Raw genomic sequence first — 17,982 nt, 5'->3', positions numbered from 1 at the left:
GAGGGGTGAGAGGAGACCGGCCATGGCCATGTCGCTGCCGTACGCCGAGGTCGAGTTCGACAAGAAGGGCGCGTTCGTCGATCCGGCGCAGCTGAAGGAGCTCGACGCGCTGCTCGCGCAGAAGCATCCGACTGATGTGATCGTCATCTCGCACGGCTGGAACAACACGCACGGGCAGGCACGCTCGCTGTACGAGCAGCTCGTCGACTCCATCACCGCCGTGCGCGGCAAGGTCGCCGGGGCGCGGCAGCGGCGGTTCGTCGTGGTGGGCGTGCTGTGGCCGTCGATCCAGTGGGCACCGGATGAGAACTCCGGCGCAGGTGCGGGAGTCGGCGATTCGGCGGCAGAGCTCGAGACGGAGATCCGCGAGCGGGTCGAGGACCCGGAGATCGCCGACCGGCTCATCGCGCTCGTGCCGAAGCTCGAGGGCTCGTCCGCCGCTCAGGAGGAGTTCCTCGAGCTTCTGCGCGAGACGCTGCCGAAGTCGACGAAGGGCGAGGACGTCGCGGCGTTCACGGCGCTCAAGGAGGCCGATCCCCAAGAGGTGATCGCCGCCGCGAAGACGCTCGCTGCCGAAGACGCGGCACCTGCGGCGGTCGGCGGCGCCGCATCCGTCGAACCCGCGGGGCTGCCGCCGCTCGCCGAAGAGGGCGGCGCAGCGGGCTTCTTCGACAACGTGATCCAGATGGGCCGGAACCTGCTCAACGTCACGACGTACTACACGATGAAGGAGCGGGCGGGAGTCGTCGGCAAGAAGGGCGTCGCGCCGCTTCTGGACCGCATCCACAAGGAGGCGCGCGACGCGCGGATCCACCTCGTCGGGCACTCGTTCGGCGGCCGGGCGGTCACCGCCGCGGCACTCGCGACGAAGGCGCCGATCGCGTCGATGTCGCTGCTGCAGGCCGCGTACAGCCACTTCGGCATGGCGACCGACTGGGACGGCTCGGGTGCGAACGGCATGTTCGCGAAGGTCCCGGCGAAGGTCAGCGGGCCGATCATCGTGACACACACGCACCGCGACAAAGCGGTCGGGCTCGCTTACCCGATCGCGTCGCGCCTCGCGCGGCAGATCGGGCAGGGGCTCGGCGACGAGAACGACCCCTACGGCGGCATCGGGCGCAACGGCGCCCTCAAGACGAGGGGCGGCAAGACCGGGACGCTGCTCGATGTCGGCGGCCGGTACGACTTCGCTGGTCCGGGTGTGTGGTCGCTGAAGTCCGACGACTTCATCTCGGGCCACTCCGCCATCACGGGACGGCAGGTCGGGTACGCGGTGCTGTCGGCCGTGATGGCGTAGCAGGCGGGCCGGGGTCGCTGGAGTCGACGTATCGTTGACGCATGGGTCTGTTCACACAGCGGCCGGAGCACAACGAGCAGTGGGCGGGGCTCCCGTCCGAGCCCGTCGAGAGGACGCCCGCGGAGCAGCTCGGCGATGCCGTGCCAGGCATCGATTCGCTCGTGATCCCGGATGCCGCGGCCGGCGTCACCTCGATCGAGATCCCGGTCCCGCCGGCCGATCCGGGCGGGGGCACGGACGCCGAGTGAGCGCGCAGACCGTTTCGCCGGTCGAGCAGAGCGCAGCGCGCGTATCGAGACCCCGCACCCGGTCCGAAACGTCCTAGAACGGCGGCGGATCAGCATCCGCCTCATGTCCGCTCGGACTCACCCACCGCATCGCTCCGGCATCGGGGTCGCGTTCGAGCTTCCACAGCGATCCGTGTTTCAGGCGATGGTGGGACTCGCACTCGGGCGCGAGGTTCTCGGCGCTCGTCGTGCCGCCGTGCTGCCAATCCACGCGGTGGTCGACGTCGCAGTCGCGCGCAGGACGGGAGCACCCGGGGAAGACGCACGTCGGATGCGCCACGCCGAGCCATCGCCGCAAGTCCGCCGGCACGCGGTACGTGCGCCGGTCCACGTCGAGCACGGTGCCCGTCACGGGATGTGTGAGCATGCGAACCCAGGACGAAGCATCCCCGGCGAGCCGGCGAGCCGTGTCGCGGTCGATCGGCCCGTATTCGTGGAGGATCGCGGGCTCATCGGACTCGCCGAGGAGCGTCAGCACGGGAATCGTCACCGCCACGCCCGCGGTGCGGCACACTTCGGGTGTCGACTCGGGATGCACGCGCTCACGCGCGACGCGCGCGCGGACGCGGAACTTCGGCGGCGTCAGCCGACCCGCGAACTCCCAGACCCGCTGGTCGAACGCGTCCCACGCTTCACCGTCGTCGGGCAGCGACGATGCGAGCTGCGAAGCGACGACGGCGTTCTGCTCGCACACGGCTCCGCCGAGGAACGACGCCCAGAGGCGGGGCATCCGGTCCTTCAGGATCGCGGCGCGCTCGGCGCGCGTGCGCACAACGGACTCCGACATGCGCAGCCGCACGGCGATGTCGGCCGCGGCCGCGCGCACCGCGAACTCGCGACGCTCGCGGCGCACGGCGGCCGCCGAGCGCTCGCGCGGATCGGTCCAGTCCGGATCGATGGTCGGATCCGGTCCGACCCACGACTCGGGATCGGCCTCGGCGTCACACAGGATGCTGTTGATCGCCCGGTACTGCTCGGCGATCAGCATCCGCTGCCTCACCGTGACCATCTCGAGGTCGTTCATCGCCGCGACGACCGCGTCATCGACGGGGCCGGAGACCACTCCGTCTCGGTCGGCGAAGAAGGCATCGACGTCGGGGTCGTGCAGATCGCGCTCGTCGATGAACCACGGGTCGTCGTCCACGAAGTGCGATTCGTTCATATGTTCGAATGTAGCGGACAGCGCGGACATCCGCAGAACGCCGTGGGTGGGGATCGCGATGCAGTGCGGGGCGTGTTGCGCGCTTACTCGACCGGCCGACTCGCCCCCGCGAGCAGCTTCTCGTCGAGGAACGCGATCACGCGATCCACACCCGCCTGCTGACGGTCCCTCGTGAGCACGGAGTGACCCTTGCCGTCGAAGTCGACCGCGAAGAAGCGGCCGCCGAGCTCGCGCTCGAGCGTCTCCCACCGCGAGCCCACCGCGGGGTCGCACCTGTACCGCAGCCCGAGCACCTGCGTCGACGACGACTTCACCGCCCTGAGGTCATCGGGACTCAGCCCGAGGTCCGCGCCGCGCAGGCGCGCACCGCGCGGCAGGCCAACCGCCGCCGGGAGGGATGGCTCCGCCACGACGGGCGCGATGACCGGGGCATCCGCCATCATCGCCAGCGCGAACCCGCCCGTGAAGCACATGCCGATCACGCCCACGCCCTCTCCCCCGAGTTCCTCGTGCAGGTCGCGCGCGAGGGCGCGCAGCCAGCCGGCGACAGGACTGGTCCTGCCGCGCGCGAGGATCGCGAACTCGCGCCGGACGCAGAACTGCCACAGGTCGCCGGCGACGTTCGGGAGGGAGTATCCGGCGCCGGGTGTTCCGAACAGTCGCGGCAGGAGCACGATGTGCCCGTGGTCCACGAGCTCGTTCGCGAAGTCCACGAGCACGGGCTGGATCCCGGGGATCTCATGCAGCACGATGACGCCGGTCCGTCCGCCCCCAGGCGGGTCCTTGCGATAGACCTCGCGCGTCTCGTCGCCCGCACTGAACGTCGTCAGGCTCCAGTCGTCGAGCTCCTTCATGGCCCGATGGTGGCACACCGGCACCGTCGGCGGAAGCCGCGGCGATCCGTGGATATTGCAAGCGCTTGCACTCGGCTCTCGACAACGTGCCCCGCCATCTCTAGCCTCGCCTTATGGACAGCACGCTCGCGTGCCTCGCCGCATGGATGACGCGGCAGCGCTGGTACGCCGGCAAGGGGCGCGCGCCGAGCCTGCGTCTGGTCGCGTGGTTCGACCTCGCGATCGCAGGCCAGGAGGCGGATGCGGCCGATCCCGCCCTCCTCCGCGTGCGCACGTTCCTCGTGCTCGACGAGGGGGCCTTGCCCGTCGTGCTGTATCAGGTGCCGATCGTCGCGCGCGCGACGGCGAGCGTCGAGGATTCCGGCGACCACGTCATCGGCGACCCCGAGCCGGGCGTGACGTTCATCGACGGACCGCACGATCCCGTCTACGCGCGCGCGCTCTTCTCGCTCGTGACCCGCGGCGGCGCGGGCTCCGGCCCGCGCACGACGGCCAGGGGCGTGCCCGCGGCCGACTTCGAGACCCACACCGCCTCGTACGAGTCGACGGTGCTCACCGGCGAGCAGTCGAACACGTCGATCATCTATCGCAGCGCCGACGGAGGGCCGTCGGTGATCTGCAAAGTCTTCCGGCAGCTGCATCCGGGTCTGAATCCCGACATCGAGCTGCAGAGCGCGCTGTGCGCGGCCGGTTCGACGCACGTCCCCGCGGCCGTCGGCCTGCTCGAGGGAACGTGGCCGGACCTCGCGACCGCCGGCGGCTCGGTGAGCGGCTCGCTCGCGTTCGCGCAGGAGTTCCTGCCCGACGTCGACGACGCGTGGCGCGTCGCGCTGCGCGCCGCCGCCCGGCGCGAGGACTTCTCGGCCTCGGCGCGCGAGATCGGCGAGGCCACCGCCGATGTGCACGTCGCGCTGGCGCGGCTGTTCCCGACACACGAGACCCACCCGGGCGATCGCGAGGCCACCGCCGCGACGTGGACGCGCCGGCTCACGATGGCGATCGCAGAGGTTCCCGGCATCGCCGAGCAGCGCGACGCGATCGAGGCGGTCTACGCGCGAGCGCTCGAAGCCGCGTGGCCGCCCCTGCAGCGCATCCACGGCGACCTCCACCTCGGCCAGGTCCTCCACTCGCCCGGGCGCGGGTGGGTGCTGCTCGACTTCGAAGGCGAGCCGCTGCGGCCGATGGCCGAGCGCGTGCGAGCAGACCTCGCGTTGCGCGACGTCGCCGGAATGCTCCGCTCGTTCGACTACGTCGCCGGCTCGATCCGCCTCGACACCCCCGAGCAGTCGCCCGATGCGGCGCTCGCGTGGGCGCGCGATGCGCGGCGCGCGTTCCTCGACGGGTACGCCGCCGTGTCGGGTCTCGAACTGGATGTGCAACGCGATCTGCTCGCGGCGCTCGAGATCGACAAGGCCGTGTACGAGGCGATCTACGAGGCGCGCAACCGCCCCACGTGGGTCCCGATCCCTCTGCGGGCGATCGCGCGGCTCGTCGAGCAGCCGGCCGTCAACGCCTGACTGCCCACCGGATCACGAGCTCACTCGTCGAGCTCGGCTGCCTGCTGTTCCTCGTCCTCGTCCACGTCGCCGCGGGCGACGGAGCGGTCGTGCCACGCGTCCCACTCCTTCATGAGGCCCTCGATCGCGTCGTGGAACCTCGCCGTCGCCGCGCCCGGGGTCGTGTCGCCGAAGTAGCGCCGCACCCAGTGCGCGAGGCGAGCCGTGGCATCCGGATCTTCGAGGACCCGCGTGATCTGCGCGACGACAGCGTGGGCGGATGCGGCGTCCAGCCACTCGCACGCCGACAGATAGCCGTGCGTGTCGACGATCGCTTCGGGGTCCGCCGGCCGCGTGATCAAGAGCGGCTTGCCGGCCGCCAGCCGGTCGTACACCATCGCCGAGATGTCGACGATCGCGACATCCGCGATCGAGAGCTGCCACCCGAGGTCGGGACCGTCGTCGTAGACGTGGTGCGCCGACGGGTCGGACGCGTTCGCGGCCTCGAACGCCGCGATGATGCGCTTGTTCGCCGCGCCGTACTCGGGGTCGACGACGCCCGAGCGCGGGTGCGGCCGATAGATGACGCGATGCCGGCCGGTGGCCAGCAGTGCGGCTACGAGCGCCTCGCCGTGGGTGCGCACGGAGCCGTAGTGCGCCGAGGGGCGGTCGCCCTCCCAGGTCGGGGCGTACAGCACGACGGTGCGCTCGTCGGGCGTGAACGGCAGCGTGCCCGAGTAGTGGTCGGCCTGCGGGCGGCCGATCTGGATGGTCCGCCGCTCGAGGTCGTAGTCCCACAGCACGCGCGAGAGGCGCTCGCGCGCCGCGTCGCCCGCGACCAGGGCGTAGTCGTACGCCTTGAACTGGTTCGTGGTCATGTACATCTTGTCGGACTCGCCGTGGTTGATGAACACGTGCCAGCGGCGGCCGTACCGGAACATCTGGAAGTTCCGCGTGTTCTGATTCACGTAGAGGACGACCCGGATGTCCTGCCTCGCGATGAACCGCTCCAGGTCGCGCACTGTCGGGACGAACGCCACGGGCGGCGAGTCTTCGGCGAGCAGAGCGCGGGCGCCCGTCGCCGCGCGGCTCAGCACCACCACGGGCCAGCGCTTCGCGAGCTCGGAGAGCGGCTTGTACCACTGCCGCATCTGGTACATGTTCACCGCGCCGTCGGCGAAGTACACGGCGACCTTGAAGTGATGATCCGGATGCGGCGGCCGCTCCGCGAGCCTGCGGCGGACCTCCACGACGGCGCGTCGGTTCGTGACGGCCTTCCGCAGGAGGGCCACCGCCTTCTTCGCATCCGCCACCAGACTCACCCGTTCAGCCTACCGACGGGCGCACGTGACATGATCGACGCGTGCATGTCGAGGAGCCCGGCCGCAGAGACGCGCCCACGGCGCCCGACGGCGCGGGCGTCACGTTCGTGATGCCCGTCCTGAACGAACGCGACTACCTGCGTCGCGCGGTCGAGTCGACCCTCGCGCAGGTCGTGCCGGGGCCGTCGGAGCTCATCATCGCGCTGGCGCCGTCGACCGACGGCACCGACGATCTCGCGCGCGAGCTGGCCGCGGAGGACGACCGCATCGTGCTCGTCGACAACCCGGCGGCCGACATCCCCATCGGGCTCAACCTCGCGATCCGCGCCGGCCGCTACCCGACCATCGTGCGCGTCGACGCCCACTCCGAGCTCGACCCCGGCTACACGCGGCGCGCGCTGGACACGCTCACGCGCGTGCGCGCGGCGAACGTCGGCGGCGTCATGCGGGCCGACGGGCGCACGCCGTTCCAGCGCGCCGTTGCGCGCGCATACAACTCGCGCATCGGCCTCGGAGGGGGCGCCTACCACGGCGGCACACGCGAGGGTGAAGCGGAGTCGGCGTACCTCGGCGTCATCCGGCGGGTGGTGTTCGATGAGGTCGGCGGCTTCGACGAGACGATTCGCCGCGGCGAGGACTGGGAGCTCAACCTGCGCATCCGGCGCGCGGGCTACCGCGTCTGGTTCGACCCGAAGCTCGCCGTCACGTACTGGCCGCGCGAGAGCTGGAGCCGCCTGGCGCGGCAGTTCATCGCGACGGGCCGATGGCGAGGCGAGCTCGTGCGCCGCTACGGCACCCGCAACTCCTTGCGCTTCTTCGCTCCCCCGCTGCTCGTGATCGCGATCGCGCTGTCGGTCGTCGTGGGGGTGCTCCAGCTGGCGCGCGTGCTCACCGGGTGGTGGGCGGTCGCGGCATCCGTCGTCTACATCCCCGTGCTCGTGTACGTGCTGCTCGTGCTCGCCGTGGCGATCGGCCCCGGCGGGGGCTCGGGCTGGCGCGACAAGCTCTGGACGGTCGCCGTGCTCCCGACGATGCACGTCTCCTGGGGACTCGGGTTCATCGCCGGTGTGCTCGGCGGCGCGCACGACACGGTCGACACATCACGCCTCGGCGACCGCAACACGCCGCTGCCGTGATCACCCCGCGTCGACGAACCCCTGATCGAGGATCCGGTTCACGACGCGCTCTGCCGCGTGACCGTCGTCGCGCGCGTTGAACGTCGCCCGCCACCGCGCGTACGCGTCGGCGAACAGCGACGGGTCGACGTCGAGGAGCGCGGCGACGAGCTCGTCCTGGGTCCGCACGACGGGGCCGGGAGCCCGCTCGACGAGGTCGAAGTAGAAACCGCGCAGCTCGCCACGGTAGCGCTCGAGGTCCGGCACGAGGAAGAACATCGGCTTGCCCGTCACCGAGTAGTCGAACATGACGGAGGAGTAGTCCGTGATGAGCGCGTCGGCGACGAGGAGCAGCTGCGACGTGTCGGGGAACCTCGTCACGTCGATCACGCGCGGGCCCTCGGCGTCGCGCCCGGGTTGCAGCGTGCGTGAGTGCCCGCGCACGAGCACGACGCTGTCGGTCGCTGCGGCGAGCTCGGCGGGATCGACGAAGTCCACGATCTCCGCGCGATCGTCGCGCCAGGTCGGCGCGTACAGCAGCACGCGCTCGTCGTCGCCGATCCCCAGCGCGCGGCGCGTGGCCGTGCCGTCCCCGTTCACGAGGACGTCGTTGCGGGGGTAGCCCTCGACCCACACCGGCCGGCGCAGGAAGGCGTACGCCTTGCGCAGGATTCGCTCCGCATACGGGTTCTGCGCGAGCAGCACGTCCCACCGACGCGATTCGCGGATGACCGCGGCCGCCCGGCGGGGGTCGAACCCGGGCCGGTGCAGCGCGAGGCGCTTGAGCGGGGTTCCATGCCACGTCTGCAGCACGACCTGCCCCTTGCGGCGCGCGAAGCGCCGGCGCAGCCAGTCGTTCACGACGAGCAGGCGCGCAGCGCCACGAGCGCGCCACCACTCGGGGCTGCCCTCGACGACCGGGATCGCGCCGTCGGGCACCTGCACCGACAGGTCGACGACGCTCCAGTAGCGCGTGACGTTCGGCGCGCGCTTGGTCAGCTCCCGGTCGATCGCCAGCGGATTGCAGCTCGCGTTGCGGCCGTAGAAGCTCTCGAAGAACACCGCGTTCTCCAGCCCGCCCGGCCGGGTCGCGTAGCGCCGCTCGAGTGCCGCCTGCCCCTCGCCGGAGTCGTACGCGGGGTCGATCGGCGGCCCCACGCGGACGACACCGCCCTCCAGGCTCGCGCGCAGAGTGCCGAGCTGGGTGAGCGGGACGGATGTCTCGACCGCCGTCTCGGCCCCGTCGGCGTCGATGAGGCGAAGCCGGTACTCCGCGACCGGCAGCGGCAGCTCCGGACCACCCCAGCGGGCCGCCCGCAGCGGGATCACCGCGCGCCAGGTCTTGCCGCGGCCCGTCAGCGCGCCGGTCGTCCGCGCGCGCGGGCCGACCAGTTCCACGGACTGCGGACGGGCGCCGGTGCCCGTCAGGATCAGGCTCGCCCCGCCGTCGGTCGAGAAGCGGGCGTCGGTCATCGGGTTCCCTTCGTCGGGGGTGGGGTCGGATGCCGCGAAGGCGGCGCGCTCCTCGAGCCGCCCGAGCCGGGCGCGCCGCGCCGCGCGAGCCCCGTCTCGATCGCACGGTACACCCTCTCGGTGTTGCGGCCGTCGCGGAACGCGTGCACGCGCGAGCTCAGGCGCTCGGCCCGAGCCACGCGCTCCGCGCGCGCGGCATCGTCGCCGAGGACGGCGTCGAGCTGCTCCACGAGACCTCGCCAGTCGGCGGACCAGTCGTCGCCCGCGACGTCGGAGAAGCGGCCGTAGAATCCCCGCCGGTGCCCGTAGGCCTCGACGTCGGGCGCGAGGAAGAGGGTCGGCAACGGCACGAGGGACGCGTCGAACGCGAGCGACGAGTAGTCCGTCACGAGAACGTCGAGGCCGGGCAGGAGCGGTGTGACGTCTGCCACGAGGTCGCTGCTGAGGGAGCGGACGCGCTCGGTCGGGAACGGCGGCCGGTACTCCCCCGCCCCGAGCGGATGCGAGCGCACGAGCAGCACGGCATCGTGGCGTTCGAGCGTGTCGACGATCGCGCGCCACCGCGCGGCATCCGGGATCGCGGGGTCCGGCTCGCCATCGCGCCAGGTCGGCGCGTACAGCACCAGCCGCGAACGCGGATCGAGCGGACCTGTCGCCTCGTCCATGCGCGCGCGGGCGGCGCTCCTGCGCACGGCAGGCTCTCCTCGCGAGAGCACGTCGACGCGCGGCTCGCCCGTCACGGGCACGCGCCCGTCCGGAAGGCCGAACGCCGACTCGAGCCGCGCGCGCACGAGGTGCGACGCCGCCGGCAGCACATCGATGCGCTGGGCCGCCGCACGGTACATCGCCGCGAGGCCTCGCCGCACGAGGACCGCGACGGCGCGCGGCAGTCGCGCCGGCGGACGCACCGTCTCGGACGAGTCCAGCCCGATCCGCTTGAGCGGGATCCCGTGCCACAGCTGCGCGACGAACGCGCCCGACACGGCGTACCGGTTGACGTCGCCGAACCCGTGGGTCACCACGACGACGCGGGCGCGCGCGGTGCGCCAGAAGCCCCGCAGGGAGGATTTGCGGACGGTCCGGATGCCGCGGGCCGCAGCATCCGCCTCTTCTCGCGCGTTCGCGACCAGCCACACCGCCGGCACGCGGCGCTCGGCCGCGACCTTCCACAACTCCAGCGCACCGTCGGCGACGCCGACCGCGCACCCGAAGACCCACTCGTCGCGCGAGCGCGGGATCACGAGCGTGGCGACGCGTCCGGCGGCGTAGAGCGGGATGCTCGCGAGCTTGCGCGCGTTTCCCGCGCCGAACGAGAAGGACGCCACCCCGCGAGCCTATCGCGGGGTGGCGTCCGGAGCCCTGGGGTGATCAGGGCTCGAGCGTGCCGAGCGTCACGTCGATGGTGTGCGACTCGCCGTCGCGCACATATGTGAGCGTCGCATCGCTCCCGCCTGCCGCCGCGCGAACCTGCGCGGTCAGGTCGACGGAGTCGGTGATGGGAACGCCGTTGAACTCGGTGACGACGTCGCCCACCTGCAGCCCGGCCTCGTCGGCCGCGCCGCCGGGGACGATCTCGGCGATGTGCGCACCGCTGATCGTCGAGCCCTCGACGAAGGCGGCGGACTGGACGCTCGCGCCGAGCAGGCCGTGGGTTGCCTCGCCGTTCTCGATGATCTCGTCGGCCACGCGCTTGGCGATGCCGGACGGGATCGAGAAGCCGACTCCGATCGAGCCGGAGCCCTCGGCCTGGCCGCCGCCCGCCGTCGCGATGGCGACGTTGATTCCGATGAGCCTGCCCTCGGAGTCGACGAGCGCGCCACCCGAGTTGCCCGGGTTGATCGCAGCGTCGGTCTGGATGACCGCGATCGAGATGGTCGCGGACGGTGCGTTCTGGCGCGGCCCCTGGCCGAAGTCGAATTGGAACGGACCCTCGCCCTCGCGCGGCGTGGGGCGGCCAGCATCGTCGTCGCCCTCGGCGTCGGGCACGGCTGCGGAGGCGATCTGGATCGACCGGTTGAGCGCGCTCACGATGCCCGTCGTGACGGTGTTCGACAGGCCCAGGGGCGCACCCACGGCGATCGTCTCATCGCCGACGTTGAGCTTCGACGAGTCGCCGAACTCGATGGGAGTGAGGCCCGACGCGTCCTGCAGCTTGATGACGGCGAGGTCGTACGTGGGATCGGTGCCGACGACCTCGGCGTCGTACACGCGTCCGTCCGACGTCGTGACGCGGATCTGGGCGTCGTTGGTCGCGCCGTCGAGGGTCACGACGTGCGTGTTCGTGACGACGTAGCCGTCCTCGGTGAGGATGACGCCCGAGCCGGTGCCGCCACCGGCGCCGCTCGTCGCCGAGATCGTGACGACGCTCGGCACGACCTTGGCGGCGATCGCAGTGGTCTGGTTGACCGAGTCGGGGTCGTTGATGGTCACGGTCGAAGGACCCGATGTCGCGACCGTCGGCGAGGGCGAGAACCAGTTCGCGCCGGCCCACGCGCCTCCGACGCCCGCCGCACCGCCCACGAGGGCTGCGGCGACCACGGCCGCCGCGATCGTGCGGCCGGCGCCCTTCTTCTCGGAGCGGGTGGTCTTGGTCGCACCGGTCGGCGTCGATGATCCGGATGCCTCGCCCGCCGGGCCGAGGGGAACCGTCGGGTTCGAGGACGTGTGGCTCGACGCGTGTGCGACGGGGTAAGCGGGGTAGGCAGGCTGGCCGGGGTGCGAGGCCTGCCCCGGGTAAGGCTGCCTGGCGTACGCCTGCGGGTGCGGCGGGCGCACGAACGCGTTGCCTCCGGGCTGACCGGGCTGACCGGGCTGGCCGGGCTGTGCGGGACGGCCGTACTGGCCCTGCTGCGCCCCGTACGGCGCGCCCGGGTGAGGTGCGCCGGCGGCCGGCGGCTGCCATGCGGGCTGCTGGGGCTGCGCGGACGGTGCCGGCGGCACGGTGGGTGTCGCGGACCCGGGGGCGTCCGTCGTGTTCTCGGGGGCCTGGGACGCGGGCTGCGCGGACTCGGCCGCAGGCTGCGGGGACTGGGACTCCGCCGCGGGCGGGTTCTCGGCCGTGGGCTGCGGGGATTCGGCCGCAGGCTGCGCGGCCTCAGCTGCCGGCTCACCCGCGGTGGGGTTCTGGTCGCTCTGGCGTCCCTCGTCGATCTCGCTCATTCGATGCTCCTTCGTGAAAGCCAGATACAGCGTGACGCGCGATGCTGTGCGTTTCTTATGTCGCCGCCCGGACACGCCTATGTGATCCTCTGAGCGCGCCGGAAACAAGGCCCCGAGAAGAGTAGCGTCTGAGGAATGCGACAGATTCCCGGCGCCTGGCTCCGAACAGCCCGGGGCGCGGGCCTCGTCGACGCGGACGGCACGGCTCGCCCGACCATCTTCGCCGAGATGAGCGCGCTCGCTGTGCGCACCGGCGCGATCAACCTGGGCCAGGGCTTCCCCGACGAAGACGGACCGGGTGAGGTGCTCGAGGCGGCGCGCGAGGCGATCGCGAACGGTGTCAACCAGTACCCGCCGGGTCGCGGCATCCGGACTCTCCTCCAGGCCATCGCGCAGCACCAGCAGCGCTTCTACGGACTCGAGCTCGACCCGGACCGCGACGTGCTGGTCACCGCCGGCGCGACCGAGGCGATCGCGGCGGCACTGCTCGCCCTGACCGACGGACCCGACGACGAGGTGGTCGTGTTCGAGCCGCACTACGACTCGTACGCGGCGTGCGTCGCGCTCGCGGGCGCGCGGCTCGTGACGGTGCCGCTGCGCGGCGACGACTTCCAGCCCGACCTCGACGAGCTCGCGCGGGCCGTGACGGACCGCACGCGCGTGATCCTCGTGAACGACCCGCACAACCCCACCGGAGCCGTGTTCTCTCGCGAGGTGCTCGACGAGGTCGTCCGGCTCGCCGACCGCCACGACGCGATCATCGTCACCGACGAGGTCTACGAGCACCTCGTGTTCGATCGCCCGCACGTGCCGATCGCGACGCTTCCCGGCGCGTGGGACCGCACGCTCACGATCTCCTCGGGCGGCAAGACGTTCTCGATGACCGGCTGGAAGATCGGGTGGGCGACCGGCCCTGCCGACCTCATCGACGCCGTGCTCGCCGTCAAGCAGTTCCTCACCTACGTCAACGGCGCGCCGTTCCAGCCCGCGATCGCGCTCGGCCTCGGCATGCCCGACGAGTTCTTCATCGGGATCGCCGACACGCTCCGCGCGAAGCGCGACGTCCTGGGCGCGGGACTTCGCGAGGCGGGCTTCGCGGTGCGCGTGCCGTCCGGGTCGTATTTCACGGTGGCGGATGCCGCTCCGCTCGGCGCGACGGACGCCGACGAATTCTGCCGGCGCCTCCCCGAGCGGGCCGGCGTGGTCGCGATCCCGCTGACCGCGTTCGCGACGCCCGAGCACCGCGGCGAGTACGCGACGCTCGTCCGGTTCGCGGCGTGCAAGCGCTTCGACGTGCTCGAGGAGGCGGCGTCGCGGCTCGCGTCCCTCGCGTCGCTCAGAACCTGACCCCGCAGCTCAGTCGCGCGGCACGACCCGCAGCCGCCGCAGCCGAAGCGACGGATTCACGCGACGCACGCGTTCGACGGCGTCGACGTCGAGGTGCGCGAGCGCGACGTCGGTGCCCGTGCCGACCGCCGCGATCTCGACCCCCTGCGGGTCGACGATCATCGAGTTGCCCACCCCGAGCGGCGGCGGGTGGTCGGCCGCGGCGACGTAGAGCGTGTTCTCTATCGCCCGCGCATGCAGGAGGGTTCGCCAGTGGTGCTCCTTGAGCGGGCCGCGCACCCACTCCGCGGGGACGAGGATCGCGTGCGCGCCGGCATCCGCCAGCATGCGTCCGACCTCCGGGAACCGCAGGTCGTAGCACGTCATGAGCCCGAACCGCATGCCGTCGACCTCGAAGGTCTCGGGCTCGCCGAGCTCTCCCGGCTCGACCCAGTCCGACTCCCGCTGACCGAATGCGTCGTAGAGATGCAGCTTGCGGTAGCGCGCCACCACGCCCGACTCGTCGACCGCGACGACCGCGTTGCGCACGCGCCGGCCGTCTCCCGCTCGTTCGAGCAGCCCCGCGACGATCGTCACGGCGTACGTCGACGCGAACGCCGTGAGCGCCCGCGTGAACGGACCGTCGATCTCCTGCGCGTTCTCGGCGAGCGACTGGTCGAACGGATCGATGAAGTAGCTCGAGTACTCCGGGAACACGACGATCCGCGCACCGCGCGAGGACGCCGTGGCGACGAGGTCGTCGATGAGGTCGAGGTTGGCCGCGGCATCCGCCGTCGGCGCGAACTGGGCGACGGCCACGGGAACGGCGACGGTCATCGGCCCGCCCTCTCGGAATGGCGGATGCGGATGACCACCGGCGCGATGACCCACAGCACGATGATGACCAGACCGAGGGCGACGGATGCCACGACCGCGGCGCCGTCCGACACGACGACGTCGAACACGAACGCGACCACGCCGACCAGCACGAGCGAGACCGTGACGAGCGACGTCACGAGAGCCGCGTGACCGTACGCGACGACACGAGGCTTCGCGAGCCGGCGGAAGAGCACGCGGTGGAGCGCGACCGGGGCGAGGGCGACGATCGCGGTGAGCGCGGCCAGCACGACGAGCGTGAGATACAGGAGTCGCTGACCCTCGTTGAGGTCGGCGAAGCCGGGCTGGAACGCGAGCGCGAGGAGGAAGCCGGTGAGGATCTGGGTGCCGGTCTGGAGGACGCGCAGCTCCTGGAGGACTTCGTTCCAGTTGCGGTCGGCGCGCTCGGCGGGCGTCTCGTTGCGGCCGTCGTCGACGTCGTCGGAGCCGACTCCGCGGAGGGAATCCATGGGGTAATCCTCGCGTCCAGGGGGCGAAAGGGGCAACCGCGGTCTGAGCACCTCGAAACCCGTGCTAGGCTTGGTTCTCGTGCCGCGGGGTGGAGCAGTTCGGTAGCTCGCTGGGCTCATAACCCAGAGGTCGCAGGTTCAAATCCTGTCCCCGCAACAAGAAGAAGGCCCCAGATCAGGGATTTCCTCCCGATCTGGGGCCTTTTGCATGGCTTCGTCACGGACGAAGTACGCTCAAGAGTACGCTTGAACGATTCGAACTCCCGTCACTGGCTGCTCGTTCGTTCGTGCTACCGCTGCCAGTCGTCGCGCTCGTTCTGCACCGGCGTCGGGGCAATGTCGGTGACGGCCCTGACGTTCGCGATGCGCTTCGCCTTGCGTTGCCTCGCAGCATCGAGCTTGTGGGTCTTGGCACCGCGGTGGATGCAGCCCATCCACGTCCGGTTCGGGCTGCGCGAGTGATTGCAGTCGCGCCTCGGCCCGGGATGCGGCACGGGGGGTGGCTAACCCCACCCCCCGGTATCCGGCTCGCCGCATGGACGCACCCGGAGCACCGTCCGTAGCCTGAGCGATGGCCGAACGAGCCGGGAGCACTGGGCATGGCATTCACGGGTGAGCGCACGCGCACGGCGACAGTGATGGGGCTGGTGGCACTGCTCGCGGGAGCGGGTGCGCTGATGGTCGCACCGAGTGCACCGCTGCTCGGCCCCGAAACCTCGGGCGACCCGGCGCTCGCGGCGGCGGTGCGCGCGGCGATCGACGACCCGATCGGATACAACGGGCTGTCCGTGGCGCTCATCGAGAACGGCGAGGTGCGCTACGCGGGGATCGGGCCGAGTGGCGCCCCGGGACATCCGCAGATCGACGAGCACACGCGTTTCGAGATCGGCTCGGCCACCAAGACCTTCACCGCCGCAGTGCTCGCCGACATGATCGCGAGCGGGCTCGTGCAGCCCACGAGCACCCTCGGCGAGCTGCTGCCGACCGCGGGGCCCGGCATCGCCGACATCACGCTCGAGGAGCTCGCGAGCCATCGCTCCGGGCTGCCGCGGCAGTACAGCGACGGGCTCGCCGAGACCTGGCGCGTGCTCTCCCTGCTCGCCGGCAACCCGGGCAATCCCTACGCGGGGCGCTCCACCGAGTGGATGAGCTCGGTCGTCGCGCCCACGGTCGTTCCCGACGCGAAGGCTGGCACCGTGGAGTACTCCAACGTGGGAATGAGTCTTCTCGGTCTCGCGCTCGCGGAGAGGGCAGGCACGGGGTATCCGCAGCTCGCGGCCGAGCGCGTCTTCGAACCGCTCGGCATGAGCGACACCGAGTTCATCCTCGAGGGATCGGACCTCCCTGCGAACGGCGCGATCGGCGATCGACCCAACGGTTCGTTCGCGGAGCCGTGGCGCGGTGACGGCTACATCCCCGCCGGCATCGGCACTGTCTCGAGCGCGCACGACATGGCCGCCTTCGTCTCCGCCGTGCTGGATGGCAGCGCTCCTGGCGTGGATGCCGCGACCCCGCGCTTCGACGTCAAGCACGGCCTGCAGGTCGGCTACGCCTGGGTCACGCTCGATGTGGACGGCACACCGATCACCTCGCACAACGGCGAGACCGGCACCTTCACGAGTTTCATCGGCTTCGATCCGGCGTCGAAGACGGGAGTGGTGGTGCTGAGCAATACCGCGCGGTCCGTGGACTCGGTGGGCATGCGGTTGCTCGGTGTCGAGGCGCTGCCCTACGAGCCCGAACTCGCCACCCTCGTCGTCACGATCGTGCTGCTCGTCGCTTCGCCCCTGTATCTGATCCTGTTGGCTCTTCGGCGCAAGCCCTACCGCTGGTTCCGTGCGGCGCCCGACCGGCTCCGGGTGATCGCGGCGGTCGCCGCCGGGGTCGCGACCCTCACGCTCGCACGCCTCGCTGGCAGCTGGCAACTCGTGCCCGGTTGGCTGTGGGCGGTGGCCGTCGTCGTTGCTGCGGCGGGAGTGGCGGGGCTCGTGTTGCGGTGGAGAGACTTGCGCTGGCGTGCTGGCGGTGCCGGGTGGTGGCGGTACGGCACGACCACTTTCGGTGTGCTCGCCTCGGCGGCGCTGCTCGCGCTCTCGCTCGCCTGAGCGCGGGGCCCGTCGGTCTCTCGGCAAGCGACCGCAAGGTGATCCTGCTGGCATCCGGTGCCTCTCGCACACCTTCTACAAGCTGCGCGAGCTGCGCAAGCACGAGGCGAGCGATCCCAGCCACATCTTCTCGGACGCCGCGCGCGAGGCCTCTACGGGCGAATCGAGTGGTTCAGGAACGGCATGCACAGCAAGGTGCTCGAGACCATGCCCGCGTTCCATAAGTTCCGCCCCGAGGCGATGTTCGGGCACTGGCTCATGGCGATCGGCGCGGTGGGGAGGAGAACTGCACGGTTCGCGGCGTCCGGATGGCGACGTGCTCGTGGCTGGTGACGGTCGCGAGGTCGGTGTCGACGAGGCGATCCACCTGCCGCCGTCGGAACCTCAACTACGCGAGCCGCACCGAGGAGTTCATGACCAGGCTCCCCGCCGCCCCGATCTACTTCCACAAGCCCAGAGGGGACCGCGCGCCGCGCAGCGGCGTGTGATGCCGCCTTCTCTGTCTTCCCTACCGCTGCGGATCCAGCACGGCGCTGATGTCGTCGAGGAACCGAGTCACGAGCTGGAGCTCCTCGTCGCTGTAGCGATCGGCGAGCTCCCGCATGCCCCGCAGGCGTGCGCCGAAGTGGCGGTAGAACTCCTGTCGGGAGGTGTCCGTCAGGACGACCACTCGCGCGCGGCGGTCTCGCGGGTGCGGCTGACGTTCGACGTGGCCGGCCGCCTCGAGCCGGTCGAGAAGCTTGGTCGTGGACGCGGTCGTGATGCGCAGGTGACGCGCGACGTCGTGCGGACTGACGGTCTCGCCGCGCTGCTCGCGCATGATCATCATGCGCATGGCCGCGAGGTCGGTGGCGTTCATGTCCATGTCGCCCTTCATGCCACCGTGCATGCGGTCCATGGCGTCGCTGAACGCTCGGATCGCCTGGAGCAGCTCCATGACGTAGCGCTCGTGGCCGCTTTCGGCAAGCCCGGGATAGGACACGTGGACACTCCTTACACTCGCCTGTATCATCGGCGAAAACATTCACTAGCTAAACTAG

General features: G+C 71.2%; 17 protein-coding genes and 1 tRNA gene. 8 read left to right on the top strand and 10 right to left on the bottom strand.

What is annotated here, in order from left to right; genetic code table 11:
- Positions 1-22: 22 nt before the first annotated feature.
- Together BJ991_RS09920 and BJ991_RS09915 are read left to right on the top strand one after the other, a co-directional pair.
- Positions 23-1,297, top strand: a complete 1,275-nt coding sequence (locus BJ991_RS09920; RefSeq protein WP_179489615.1) for an alpha/beta fold hydrolase — start codon at positions 23-25, stop codon at positions 1,295-1,297.
- A gap of 41 nt (positions 1,298-1,338) precedes the next feature.
- Positions 1,339-1,545 (top strand): hypothetical protein, encoded by a 207-nt coding sequence (locus BJ991_RS09915; RefSeq protein WP_179489613.1) that lies wholly within the window; start codon positions 1,339-1,341, stop codon positions 1,543-1,545.
- Positions 1,546-1,618: 73 nt separating this feature from the next.
- Here the strand turns inward: BJ991_RS09915 and BJ991_RS09910 are convergent, their stop codons facing one another.
- Positions 1,619-2,746, bottom strand: a complete 1,128-nt coding sequence (locus BJ991_RS09910) for an HNH endonuclease signature motif containing protein (RefSeq protein WP_179489612.1) — start codon at positions 2,744-2,746, stop codon at positions 1,619-1,621.
- 83 nt (positions 2,747-2,829) lie between these two features.
- Positions 2,830-3,600: a dienelactone hydrolase family protein gene (locus BJ991_RS09905; RefSeq protein ID WP_179489610.1), complete on the bottom strand. Its 771-nt coding sequence runs from the start codon at positions 3,598-3,600 to the stop codon at positions 2,830-2,832.
- 113 nt (positions 3,601-3,713) lie between these two features.
- On the opposite strand from BJ991_RS09905, the gene BJ991_RS09900 reads away from it, so the two are divergent.
- Complete coding sequence (locus tag BJ991_RS09900) at positions 3,714-5,117, top strand: maltokinase N-terminal cap-like domain-containing protein (protein ID WP_179489608.1); 1,404 nt, start codon at positions 3,714-3,716, stop codon at positions 5,115-5,117.
- Positions 5,118-5,137: 20 nt separating this feature from the next.
- On the opposite strand, the gene BJ991_RS09895 is transcribed toward BJ991_RS09900, so the two are convergent.
- Positions 5,138-6,418: a CDP-glycerol glycerophosphotransferase family protein gene (locus tag BJ991_RS09895; protein ID WP_179489606.1), complete on the bottom strand. Its 1,281-nt coding sequence runs from the start codon at positions 6,416-6,418 to the stop codon at positions 5,138-5,140.
- Between the two features lie 41 nt (positions 6,419-6,459).
- Between BJ991_RS09895 and BJ991_RS09890 the strand changes: the two genes are divergently transcribed.
- Complete coding sequence (locus BJ991_RS09890; RefSeq protein WP_343048705.1) at positions 6,460-7,554, top strand: glycosyltransferase family 2 protein; 1,095 nt, start codon at positions 6,460-6,462, stop codon at positions 7,552-7,554.
- On the opposite strand, the gene BJ991_RS09885 is transcribed toward BJ991_RS09890, so the two are convergent.
- The 3 genes from BJ991_RS09885 to BJ991_RS09875 are packed head-to-tail and all read right to left on the bottom strand — an operon-like array spanning position 7,555 to position 12,165.
- On the bottom strand, positions 7,555-9,006 hold the full coding sequence (locus BJ991_RS09885; protein WP_179489604.1) for a CDP-glycerol glycerophosphotransferase family protein: 1,452 nt from the start codon (positions 9,004-9,006) through the stop codon (positions 7,555-7,557).
- Positions 9,003-10,331, bottom strand: coding sequence for a CDP-glycerol glycerophosphotransferase family protein (locus BJ991_RS09880; protein WP_179489602.1), 1,329 nt, complete (start codon positions 10,329-10,331; stop codon positions 9,003-9,005). The genes BJ991_RS09885 and BJ991_RS09880 overlap by 4 nt, the downstream gene beginning before the upstream one ends.
- A gap of 43 nt (positions 10,332-10,374) precedes the next feature.
- Positions 10,375-12,165 carry a S1C family serine protease gene (locus BJ991_RS09875; RefSeq protein ID WP_179489600.1) on the bottom strand — a complete coding sequence of 597 codons (1,791 nt, stop codon included), beginning with the start codon at positions 12,163-12,165 and terminating at the stop codon, positions 10,375-10,377.
- Between the two features lie 135 nt (positions 12,166-12,300).
- Here BJ991_RS09875 and BJ991_RS09870 point away from each other — a divergent pair, with 135 nt between their 5' ends.
- Positions 12,301-13,512, top strand: a complete 1,212-nt coding sequence (locus BJ991_RS09870) for a pyridoxal phosphate-dependent aminotransferase (protein ID WP_179489598.1) — start codon at positions 12,301-12,303, stop codon at positions 13,510-13,512.
- 9 nt (positions 13,513-13,521) lie between these two features.
- Here the strand turns inward: BJ991_RS09870 and BJ991_RS09865 are convergent, their stop codons facing one another.
- Together BJ991_RS09865 and BJ991_RS09860 are read right to left on the bottom strand one after the other, a co-directional pair.
- The gene (locus tag BJ991_RS09865) at positions 13,522-14,328 is read right to left on the bottom strand and encodes a carbon-nitrogen hydrolase family protein (RefSeq protein ID WP_179489596.1); all 807 of its coding nucleotides are present in this window, start codon (positions 14,326-14,328) and stop codon (positions 13,522-13,524) included.
- A complete protein-coding gene (locus tag BJ991_RS09860; RefSeq protein ID WP_179489594.1) occupies positions 14,325-14,837 on the bottom strand; it encodes a DUF6328 family protein in 513 nt (170 codons plus the stop codon). Before BJ991_RS09860 ends, BJ991_RS09865 begins: the two co-directional genes overlap by 4 nt.
- A gap of 83 nt (positions 14,838-14,920) precedes the next feature.
- On the opposite strand from BJ991_RS09860, the gene BJ991_RS09855 reads away from it, so the two are divergent.
- Positions 14,921-14,994 (top strand) — tRNA-Met (locus BJ991_RS09855).
- 133 nt (positions 14,995-15,127) lie between these two features.
- Here BJ991_RS09855 and BJ991_RS09850 read toward each other — a convergent pair.
- On the bottom strand, positions 15,128-15,331 hold the full coding sequence (locus tag BJ991_RS09850) for a hypothetical protein (protein ID WP_179489592.1): 204 nt from the start codon (positions 15,329-15,331) through the stop codon (positions 15,128-15,130).
- A 105-nt stretch (positions 15,332-15,436) separates the two neighbouring features.
- Here BJ991_RS09850 and BJ991_RS09845 point away from each other — a divergent pair, with 105 nt between their 5' ends.
- Together BJ991_RS09845 and BJ991_RS18425 are read left to right on the top strand one after the other, a co-directional pair.
- A complete protein-coding gene (locus tag BJ991_RS09845) occupies positions 15,437-16,942 on the top strand; it encodes a serine hydrolase domain-containing protein (protein WP_179489590.1) in 1,506 nt (501 codons plus the stop codon).
- Positions 16,943-17,125: 183 nt separating this feature from the next.
- On the top strand, positions 17,126-17,275 hold the full coding sequence (locus tag BJ991_RS18425; RefSeq protein WP_246301069.1) for a hypothetical protein: 150 nt from the start codon (positions 17,126-17,128) through the stop codon (positions 17,273-17,275).
- A 175-nt stretch (positions 17,276-17,450) separates the two neighbouring features.
- Here the strand turns inward: BJ991_RS18425 and BJ991_RS09835 are convergent, their stop codons facing one another.
- Positions 17,451-17,924, bottom strand: a complete 474-nt coding sequence (locus tag BJ991_RS09835) for a MarR family winged helix-turn-helix transcriptional regulator (protein WP_343048704.1) — start codon at positions 17,922-17,924, stop codon at positions 17,451-17,453.
- Positions 17,925-17,982: the final 58 nt, after the last annotated feature.

This window comes from Microbacterium immunditiarum (assembly GCF_013409785.1).
GTDB lineage: Bacteria > Actinomycetota > Actinomycetes > Actinomycetales > Microbacteriaceae > Microbacterium > Microbacterium immunditiarum.
This window is presented reverse-complemented; position numbering and strand designations above follow the sequence as displayed.

Excerpts from the sequence above, each read along its gene's own strand:
- BJ991_RS18425 (WP_246301069.1), top strand. The coding sequence starts at position 17,126 with ATGCACAGCAAGGTGCTCGAGACCATGCCCGCGTTCCATAAGTTCCGC.
- BJ991_RS09910 (WP_179489612.1), bottom strand. The coding sequence starts at position 2,746 with ATGAACGAATCGCACTTCGTGGACGACGACCCGTGGTTCATCGACGAG.
- BJ991_RS09905 (WP_179489610.1), bottom strand. The coding sequence starts at position 3,600 with ATGAAGGAGCTCGACGACTGGAGCCTGACGACGTTCAGTGCGGGCGAC.
- BJ991_RS09875 (WP_179489600.1), bottom strand. The coding sequence starts at position 12,165 with ATGAGCGAGATCGACGAGGGACGCCAGAGCGACCAGAACCCCACCGCG.
- BJ991_RS09885 (WP_179489604.1), bottom strand. The coding sequence starts at position 9,006 with ATGACCGACGCCCGCTTCTCGACCGACGGCGGGGCGAGCCTGATCCTG.
- BJ991_RS09920 (WP_179489615.1), top strand. The coding sequence starts at position 23 with ATGGCCATGTCGCTGCCGTACGCCGAGGTCGAGTTCGACAAGAAGGGC.
- BJ991_RS09915 (WP_179489613.1), top strand. The coding sequence starts at position 1,339 with ATGGGTCTGTTCACACAGCGGCCGGAGCACAACGAGCAGTGGGCGGGG.
- BJ991_RS09860 (WP_179489594.1), bottom strand. The coding sequence starts at position 14,837 with ATGGATTCCCTCCGCGGAGTCGGCTCCGACGACGTCGACGACGGCCGC.
- BJ991_RS09900 (WP_179489608.1), top strand. The coding sequence starts at position 3,714 with ATGGACAGCACGCTCGCGTGCCTCGCCGCATGGATGACGCGGCAGCGC.
- BJ991_RS09865 (WP_179489596.1), bottom strand. The coding sequence starts at position 14,328 with ATGACCGTCGCCGTTCCCGTGGCCGTCGCCCAGTTCGCGCCGACGGCG.
- BJ991_RS09870 (WP_179489598.1), top strand. The coding sequence starts at position 12,301 with ATGCGACAGATTCCCGGCGCCTGGCTCCGAACAGCCCGGGGCGCGGGC.
- BJ991_RS09845 (WP_179489590.1), top strand. The coding sequence starts at position 15,437 with ATGGCATTCACGGGTGAGCGCACGCGCACGGCGACAGTGATGGGGCTG.